Annotated in this window: 10 protein-coding genes; 2 read left to right on the top strand and 8 right to left on the bottom strand. The window is 68.5% G+C overall.

Annotated features, from left to right (window positions below; translation table 11 throughout):
* The coding region (locus tag VFB40_RS12190; RefSeq protein ID WP_414642083.1) for a response regulator at positions 1–548 on the bottom strand (548 nt) is incomplete at its 3' end.
* Positions 549–595: 47 nt separating this feature from the next.
* Entirely contained in the window at positions 596–1,780 is a 1,185-nt protein-coding gene (locus tag VFB40_RS12185) for a sensor histidine kinase (protein WP_324850033.1), read from the bottom strand.
* Positions 1,781–1,910: 130 nt separating this feature from the next.
* Here VFB40_RS12185 and VFB40_RS12180 point away from each other — a divergent pair, with 130 nt between their 5' ends.
* Both VFB40_RS12180 and VFB40_RS12175 read left to right on the top strand, forming a co-directional pair.
* Entirely contained in the window at positions 1,911–2,930 is a 1,020-nt protein-coding gene (locus tag VFB40_RS12180) for an SAM-dependent methyltransferase (RefSeq protein ID WP_324850031.1), read from the top strand.
* Between the two features lie 56 nt (positions 2,931–2,986).
* Positions 2,987–4,138 carry an NADH-quinone oxidoreductase subunit D gene (locus tag VFB40_RS12175; protein WP_324850029.1) on the top strand — a complete coding sequence of 384 codons (1,152 nt, stop codon included), beginning with the start codon at positions 2,987–2,989 and terminating at the stop codon, positions 4,136–4,138.
* A gap of 100 nt (positions 4,139–4,238) precedes the next feature.
* Here the strand turns inward: VFB40_RS12175 and VFB40_RS12170 are convergent, their stop codons facing one another.
* The 6 genes from VFB40_RS12170 to folP all read right to left on the bottom strand — a co-directional run.
* On the bottom strand, positions 4,239–5,039 hold the full coding sequence (locus tag VFB40_RS12170; protein WP_324850027.1) for a hypothetical protein: 801 nt from the start codon (positions 5,037–5,039) through the stop codon (positions 4,239–4,241).
* Positions 5,040–5,258: 219 nt separating this feature from the next.
* Positions 5,259–5,765: a DUF3180 domain-containing protein gene (locus VFB40_RS12165; protein ID WP_324850025.1), complete on the bottom strand. Its 507-nt coding sequence runs from the start codon at positions 5,763–5,765 to the stop codon at positions 5,259–5,261.
* A 163-nt stretch (positions 5,766–5,928) separates the two neighbouring features.
* Positions 5,929–6,486 carry a 2-amino-4-hydroxy-6-hydroxymethyldihydropteridine diphosphokinase gene (folK, locus tag VFB40_RS12160; RefSeq protein WP_324850023.1) on the bottom strand — a complete coding sequence of 186 codons (558 nt, stop codon included), beginning with the start codon at positions 6,484–6,486 and terminating at the stop codon, positions 5,929–5,931.
* Positions 6,483–6,860: a dihydroneopterin aldolase gene (folB, locus tag VFB40_RS12155; RefSeq protein WP_349261447.1), complete on the bottom strand. Its 378-nt coding sequence runs from the start codon at positions 6,858–6,860 to the stop codon at positions 6,483–6,485. Before folB ends, folK begins: the two co-directional genes overlap by 4 nt.
* A gap of 223 nt (positions 6,861–7,083) precedes the next feature.
* On the bottom strand, positions 7,084–7,572 hold the full coding sequence (locus VFB40_RS12150) for a YybH family protein (RefSeq protein WP_324850019.1): 489 nt from the start codon (positions 7,570–7,572) through the stop codon (positions 7,084–7,086).
* Positions 7,572–8,369 (bottom strand): dihydropteroate synthase (folP, locus tag VFB40_RS12145; protein WP_324850016.1); only part of this gene is annotated, 798 nt, incomplete at its 5' end. The genes VFB40_RS12150 and folP, both read right to left, overlap by 1 nt.

The raw sequence follows: 8,369 nt of genomic DNA, 5'->3' as shown, positions 1-8,369 counted from the left end.
CCGAGCACTTCCCGTTCGCGCTCGGTGAGAACGGAAAGCGTCGGCGGCGCAGGCGTGCTGGTGGAAGGCAGCATCGGGGCGAAGCGGTCGAGCAGCCGCCGGGTCGTCGACGGCGCGACCACGGCGTCGCCGCTGTGCACTGCGCGGATCGCGGACAGCAATTCGGTCGGCGGCACGTCCTTAAGCAGGAAGCCGCTGGCCCCGGCCTTGATCGCGGCGAACGCGTATTCGTCGAGGTCGAAGGTGGTCAGGATGAGCACCTTCGGATGCGAGCCGGGGAGCGCGCTCGCGCTGCCGTCACCGAGCAGGCGACGCGTCGCCTCCACGCCGTCGAGGGCGGGCATGCGCACGTCCATCGGCACGACGTCGGCGTCCACCTGCGCGAGCAGCTCCAGCGCGGAAATGCCGTCCGCGGCCTCGCCGACGACCTCCATGTCCTGCTGCGCGTCCAGGATCATGCGGAATCCGGTGCGCAGCAGTTCCTGGTCGTCTACCAGCACGACACGGATCTTCGTGCCCTCGCGCGTCATAGTCCCCTCGGCCATCATTCGCCCCTCGCTCATCGCGCTGTGTTGCTGTTCAGCCCGCTTCGACTTCAGGCCGCGTCTCGGATCAGCGCGGCGCGGTACGGCAGGACGGCTTCGACCTGGTAGCCGCCTTCGAGCCGTGGACCGGCTTGCAGCGCTCCCCCGTACATGGCCACCCGTTCCCTCATTCCGGTCAGCCCGTTGCCCTTGCCGTCGGTCAGCGCCGAAGCGCCCCGGCCGTCGTCGCGTACCAGCATCCGTAGCTCGTCCTCACCGTAGTGCAGCGAGACCTGAGCGCTGACGCGCGGACCGCCGTGCTTGCGCGTGTTGGTCAGGGACTCCTGCACGATGCGGTACGCCGCAAGCGCCATACCCTGCGGCAGCGGGACCGGCACCCCTTCGACCTTGAAGTCGACCGCGATGCCGGTCGCGCGCACCTGCTCCAGCAGATCCTCAAGCTGGTCGACGCCCGGCTGCGGCGCCCGATCCGCGGTGTTGCCCTCGGACCGCAGAACGCCGATCAACCGACGCATCTCCGCGAGCGCGGAACGGCCGGTCTCGGCGATAGTCCCGAGCGCGCGGCGCGTCGTCTCCGGCGACGTGTCGAGTGCGTAGGAGGCGCCCTCTGCCTGAACGACCATGACGGATACGTGGTGCGCAACCACGTCGTGCAACTCGCGTGCGATACGGGCACGCTCGGCTGCGGCGCCGATCTGTGCCTGCTGGTCCCGTTCCCGTTCCAATCGCCGTGCCTTGTCTTCCAAATCGAGGTAGTAGGCGCGCCGGTACCGCATCGAGTCGCCGAGTACCCAGGCGATGATCAGCGGAGAGGCGAACACGCAGTAGACGAAGATCCAGTCGAAATAGGACTCGTGTTGCCGCGCCGGTGCGGTAACCCATTGATGGAGCGCAACGCCGACCCCGATCATCCCGACGCCGAGGCCTGCGAGCGAAAGCCGCCGAGGGCGGTACGCGGCGAACGCATACATCGCCATAGGCACAGCCAGGGCCGACACGGTCGGCCGGTAGCCCCACAAGGCTTCGACCGCTCCGAAGACGTAGACAGCCCAGAAGGAGACCGTCGGGTACCGGCGGCGGAAGAGCAGCGGCGCGCCGATGAGGACCCCGGCAACGCTCGGGAGGAACGGATTGCGCTCGAACACCGAGAGCACGCCGAAGAACACCATGACGGCCGCCATCACCCCGTCGACCAGCGTCGGGTGTTTCTGGAGCCATACGTACACGCGCGTCACAACACGAGCGTACGAAATCTCCGAGACCCTGCCCATGCGCCACCGGGCCGAACTGTGAGCTCATCCCGCAGCGGTACGGTCTCATCCCATGGTGGGACGCACGCAGGGACACGGGAAGGGACACAGGCAGGTGGCCGAGACCGGATTCCTCCCGTGGTCGCTGGCGATGGAGCGAGCGCTGTACGGTCCGGACGGGTTCTATCGGGCGGGGCAGGGTCCGGCCGCGCACTTCAGGACCTCAGTGCACGCCTCGCCGCTTTTCGCGACTGCAGTCGTGCGCCTGCTGCACGAGGTCGATGAGGCGCTTGGCCGTCCCGATCCGATCACGCTGGTCGATGTGGGTGCCGGTCGCGCAGAACTGTTGGATGCCGTCCGCGCCCAACTCGACGAATCCTTGGCGCAACGTCTCCGGCTTGTAGCCGTCGAAGTCGCCCCAAAACCCGATAATCTGACATCTGGTATCGAATGGCGTAATGATCTGCCTGCCGGGGTCACTGGCCTGCTCATCGCCAATGAGTGGCTGGACAACGTCCCGTGCGACGTCGCCGAAGTCACGCCGCACGGCTGGCGGCTCGTCGTGGTCGCGGCCGACGGCACGGAACGACTCGGTCCGGAGCCCGATCCCGACCAGCAGGCATGGTTGTCCACATGGTGGCCGAACCCGGCCTCCTTTGATGAGCCGTCAGACCAGCCCCTTCGCGCCGAGATCGGCCTGAGCCGCGACACGGCCTGGCATCGAGCCGTCGCCGCGCTTGACCGAGGCGTCGCCATCGCCGTCGATTACGCACACAACCGCACGTCACGCCCACCCTTCGGCACGTTGACCGGTTACGCACACGGTCGTCAAACCGCCCCGATTCCTGACGGTTTGTGCGATATCACCGCCCACGTCGCGCTCGATTCCTGCGCCGCCGCCACACCCGCCGACTGGACCGCGCTCGCCACACAGCGCGAGGTTTTCCACAGCCTGGGGATGACCGGCGGCCGACCGGACCTGGCGCTCGCCTCGATCGACCCGCGTGGCTACCTGCGCGCACTGTCCCAAGCCTCCGCCGCCGCGGAGCTGACCGACCCGCTCGGCCTCGGCGGATTCGGCTGGCTCGCGCAAGGCGTCGCCATCTCCATGCCCCCGGCGCTGGCCCGCCTCTAACCGCCCTCAAGACGCCCTCTCCGGCGTGTCACGAAGGAGTGAGAGACTTACCGCTCATGGGACAGCTTGTGGAGCGCACCGCGGGCATCGGCGCCGGACTGGCCACCGAGGACATGATCCTCAACATCGGCCCGCAGCACCCGTCCACGCACGGCGTGTTGCGCCTTCGTCTGGTGCTGGACGGCGAGCGCATCGTTTCCGCCGAGCCGATCATCGGCTATATGCACCGCGGCGCCGAGAAGCTGTTCGAGGTCCGCGATTACCGGCAGATCGTCGTACTGGCGAACCGGCACGACTGGCTCTCCGCCTTCTGCAACGAGCTCGGCGTCGTACTCGCCGCGGAGCGGATGCTCGGTATGGAGCTGCCGGTCCGCGCCTCGTGGGCGCGCACCATGCTCGCGGAGCTGAACCGGGTGCTCAACCACCTGATGTTCCTCGGCTCGTACCCGCTCGAACTCGGCGCGATCACCCCGATCTTCTACGCCTTTCGCGAGCGCGAAGACCTGCAGAAGGTCATGGAGGAGATCTCAGGCGGCCGGATGCACATCATGTTCAACCGGGTCGGCGGCCTGAAGGAGGACCTGCCGGCCGGCTGGCTCGACCGGGCGCGCCGCACGATCCAGGCGGTGCGCGGCCGGCTGGCGGACATCGAGAACCTGATTCACGGCAACGAGATCTTCCGTGCCCGCACCGAAGGCGTCGGCGTGGTGACCGCCGAGCAGGTGGCGGCCTACGGCCTTTCCGGGCCGATCGCGCGGGCCAGCGGGGTCGACTTCGACCTGCGCCGCGACGATCCGTATCTCGCCTACGGCGAACTCGGCGACGTGCTGCGTGTGGTCACCCGCAAGGCCGGAGACTGCTTCAGCCGCTTCGACTGCCTGCTGGAGCAGACCCACGTCTCCCTGGACCTCGCCGAGGCCTGCGCGGACCGGCTCGCCGCGCTCCCGCAGGGTCCGATCAACCTGCGGTTGCCCAAGGTGCTCAAGGTGCCCGAGGGCGAGACCTATGCCTGGACCGAGAACCCGCTCGGCATCAACGGGTACTACCTGGTCTCACGCGGGGAGAAGACGCCTTGGCGGCTCAAGCTGCGCTCGGCCTCGTTCAACAACATCCAGGTGCTCGGCGAGTTGCTGCCCGGTCACCTGGTCGCGGACATGGTCGCGATCCTCGGCTCGATGTTCTTCGTGGTCGGAGACATCGACAAGTAGTCGTGATCGGACAGGCAGCCGTGACCAGCAGGTAGCCGTGACGGAGCCGGTGGTCGGGCGTGCGCGGCCGATTGCAGGATCGCAGCCGCGCGTTCGCCCGCTACGCCATGTCCTTGATCTCCCGCACCGAGAACTCGACCGTCTCGTCGTATGCGGTCAGATCGAGCACGCCGTCCAGATCCGCCGCGCCGATGACCGGAGCCATCGCGAGCGCCGCTTCCGACACCGGCACCTGCGCGGAAGCCAGCTGGTCGATGAACGGCCGGTACAGCCGGTCGGTCTCCGGAGTCGAAGCTTCGCCGTCGTCCGCACCGTTACCGTCTACGACCTGCCAGCCACGTCGCCGGGCCGCTGCGTTGCCGCTCTGCGTGCCGGTCTTGGCAGCTGGCGAGGCTGTTGCCGGTCTGGTCACCGTGCGAGGATTCTCCGCTGATCCGTCCTCGTTCCCGTCAACGTCCTGCGACGTTGCGGTAACGCGCCCGCCCGAGGGTTCCTCGACGGTCAGCACGAGCGACGACGTGCCTGTCGGCCAGCTGTCCGAGCCGGTGAGCGCGTCCAGTTCCCGCTCTGCCGTCCTACGCGCGGCGCGTTCCCGCTCCAGCTGTTCGCGGGCCCGGGTGAGCTGGTCCTGAATCAGGATCGAGTACTGCTGTTCGTGCTCGAGCTCGGTTCTGATCCGCTCGAGCTCGGTCCGGTGCCGCTGCTCCGCGACGGCCAGCGCGTCGAGGTCGGTGCGCCGTCGCCGGGCCATCTCCTTCGCCCGGCGCTCCAGCATGCCGCGCTGTTGCCAGAGCGCGCCGAAGCCGAGGATCGCAGCGATCGAAGTGGTCCCGTACCCGGCCCAAGCCCCCGCAGGCTGGCCCAAACCGACGGCAAGGCCCCCGCCCGCCGCGGTCAACATGAGAATGGCAATGCTCGGCCGGGTTCCCGACGGCCCCGCCCCCGTAGTCTGCCGATGACGCATACGTGAACTCTAGTTGTTGGCTCGCATTCTACGGAATACCCGTTTGCAGATTGGAAAGTCAAAGTTGCCTAATGCAGCGTCACACGCGTAGAGCGCTCTGACACTGGTACTTCCTGATGTACCGCCGCGGGGCCCTGATAAGACAGCGACGTGTTCTTAAGCTCCGGACGGCACTTTCCCGTCACCGCCGGGTTCCTCCGGCGGCACCTTCAAGATGTGCTCGAGATAGATTGCCGCCGCCATGAGGGCAGCGCCGGCGACGAACGCGAAGCCGCAGCGCAGCGCCTCGGAGCGGTAGATGCCGATGTCCAGCCGGCCGAGCAGGAAAAGCCCGTACCCGCCGTAGATCCCGGCGAACACCGAGCCGACCAGGCCGGAGGCCTTCGCAAGCACCAGCGCGCGGGCCGCCTGCAGCGGATCGATCGGCTTGACCGGTCGCTCGTTCGGCTCACGCGGCAGGCCGCGCTCGATCCGCGTCCGCGCCTTGCGATACGCGGCGAACCGGGAACGCAGCCCGAGCGCGACGCCGAATACCGCGACCGCGAGCACCGCGAGCGTGATCGGCGCGGACAGTGGTACCGCGGGAACGCTGGTGTCGCCCAGATGATCCCAGAAGCGCAGCACCACATAGGCGATCACGGCCACGACAACAGTGGTTGCCACGAGCACCAGGGGTTTAGTCGGCTTCACGGCCCCAGTCTGTCAGTTTCGGCTCTTGCCCGGCGAACAGGTCTCGGTTCGATACATCGTCAGAACTTGATTGGAATGCGGCGGCGGCCGGTCGAGCGGGCGGCATTCACCCGGCGCGCGGGAAACTCACCGGGCCTCAGAGTTGCAGGCTCAGGTCGTCGCGCCGTTTGACGCCGTCGATCGGCTTGAGCGCCTCGAGCAGCGCCGACACCGGCCCCCAGCCGGGCAGCTTCGCGTCGGGTTCCACGTCGTGCCAGGGCACCAGCACGAAGGCGCGCTGGTGTGCCCGTGGATGCGGGACGGTCAAGCGGTTGTTGTGGGTGACCAGCGAGTCGTACGCGATGATGTCGACGTCGATGGTTCGCGCCGACCAGCGTTCCTCGCGCCGCCGGTGCAACGCCTGTTCGATCGCGAGGGCGCGGTCCAAAAGGGTGAGCGGGGTCAGGTCGGTGGCGACCAGCACGACCGCGTTGTAGAAATTCGGCTGGCCGCTCAGGTCCATCGCATCGGCGGAGTCCTGCGGGCCGCCGAACGGCTCGGTCTCGTACACCGGGGAGACCGCGACCACGTCCAGCGCCGGGGTGTCCACCAGCGCGTCCAGGGCGGCCTGGAGGGTCTCCAGACGGTGGCCCAGATTCCCGCCGAGCGCCAGTACCGCCCGGTGGTCGTAGCCCCGCTTGCGCTCGCGGTTCATCGCGCCTCCTGCCACGCCTCGCTCCACCGCCGGATGGTGACGGTGACGTCATCGAACGGTACTGAGATGGGAGCGTCCGGTTTGTGCACGGTGATCTGCGCCTCGCGCACCACCGGATCGGCCAGGCAGGCGCTTGCGATCCGTTCTGCCAGCGTCTCGATCAGGTTGACCGGCTCGCCCTCGATCAGCGCCACGATCTTCTCGGCGATCGCGCCGTAGTCGGCGGTCGCGGCCAGGTCGTCGCCCGCGGCGGCCGCCCGGGTGTCCAGGCCGAGCGCGGCGTCCACGATGAAGGTCTGGCCCTCGGCCCGTTCCCGTGGGAAGACGCCGTGCCGACCGCGCCCCCGCAGCCCGTGCAGCACGATCCGGTCCAGATCCGCCGACCGGTCCACGCCGTCACCCGCACCCATCCGCCGCTCCGTCTACCTCGGTCGTGCCCGCCGCCGGTGGCCGGTCCGCAGCCCTGTCTCAGGCGCCGTCGAGAGCGTGCCGCAGCCACGACACGCGTCCTCGACCGCTGCTGATGCAATTGCCGCCTACGGCATGCTGCCTGCCCAAAGCGCGGCGGCGTCTAACCCTCGCCGGGTGGTTTCTGCGCTATTCGCGCTCGTCGGGCGGCTCAGCGTCACCAGAGGGGAAGACCGGGGAGGAATGGTGGGCGAACAGTAGCCACCGGCCGTCCGCGGAGCGCCGGAAAACGTTGGTCGCCTCCGCCCTGCCGCCGGCGAATCCGGTCGGATCCTCGCCCTCTCCGCGCGGCAGATCGGTGAGCACGTTTTCCGCGCACGTCACCACGGCCAGGTCCCCGGAGACCACGACGCGAACATCCGTGATGAAGAACTGAAGGTACGACAGTCGCGACATGACGACCGCCCAGGACATCAGCACTTGCGAACGACCGTGTACCGCGGGCTGGCCGGGGTGTACGCAGTGTGCGGTGCCCGAGTGCTCGCCGTCGATCCACAGCGCGCGCACGGTATCGAGATCGCCGTCCTCGACCGCCTGATAGAAGGTCTCGTTGGCCGCGGCGACCGCGGCTTGCTCGGCGGTGAACGGCTCCTCGTCCACCGGCGGCTGCGTCGCCATTAATGGCCCCCCGCTCTATTTGCGTAGTGTGGATCACCTACCGCGGCCGCTACGCGTACCGCGTCGATCGCCTCTGCCGCCGCATGCACACGCACAGCCCACGCGCCGTGTGCGGCCACGAGCGCCGCGAGGGCGATCGTGGCGACGTCCCGATCGGGCGCGGGACGCGGTTCGCCGTCTGGTCCGGCCAGCAGGCGGCCTAGGAAGCGTTTGCGTGAAGGGCCGATCAGCAGCGGACGGCCCAGTGAGTGCAGTGCGTCGAGGTGGCCGACCAACGCCCAGTCGTGTACCGCGCTCTTCGCGAAGCCGAGTCCCGGATCAAGAACGATGCGATCCGGCGTAATGCCGCCGTCTACCGCGCGCTCGACGCTCTCGGCCAGCTCGCGCCGTACCTCGGCGACGACGTCCCCGTACACGGCCCGGCTGTTCATATCGACACTGTGCCCACGCCAGTGCATGAGGATGTATGGGACGCGGGCCGAAGCCACGAAAGGGATCATCTCCGGGTCGGCCTGCCCGCCGCTCACATCGTTGACGATCCGCGCGCCCGCTTCCACGGCCTGCCGGGCTACCTGCGCGCGCATCGTGTCCACCGAGACGATCGCGCCCTCGCGGGCCAGCGCCTTGATCACCGGGACGGTCCGGCGCAGTTCCTCGTCCACCGGAACGCGCAGCGCGCCCGGCCGGGTGGACTCCCCGCCGACGTCGACGTAGTCCACGCCCGCCGCGAGCAGTTCCATCCCGTGCTCGATCGCGGCCTGCGGCTCGAAGTAGCGGCCGCCGTCGGAGAAGGAGTC

Source organism: Actinocrinis sp. (assembly GCF_035650855.1).
Taxonomy (GTDB): Bacteria; Actinomycetota; Actinomycetes; order Streptomycetales; family Catenulisporaceae; genus Actinocrinis.
The sequence above is the reverse complement of the archived record's forward strand: the minus strand, read 5'-3'. Positions and strand labels throughout refer to the sequence as shown.

Coding starts and splice junctions, on each gene's coding strand:
- VFB40_RS12150 (WP_324850019.1), bottom strand. CDS start 7,572: ATGGCGACGCAGCCGCCGGTGGACGAGGAGCCGTTCACCGCCGAGCAA.
- VFB40_RS12175 (WP_324850029.1), top strand. CDS start 2,987: ATGGGACAGCTTGTGGAGCGCACCGCGGGCATCGGCGCCGGACTGGCC.
- folK (WP_324850023.1), bottom strand. CDS start 6,486: ATGAACCGCGAGCGCAAGCGGGGCTACGACCACCGGGCGGTACTGGCG.
- VFB40_RS12170 (WP_324850027.1), bottom strand. CDS start 5,039: ATGTTGACCGCGGCGGGCGGGGGCCTTGCCGTCGGTTTGGGCCAGCCT.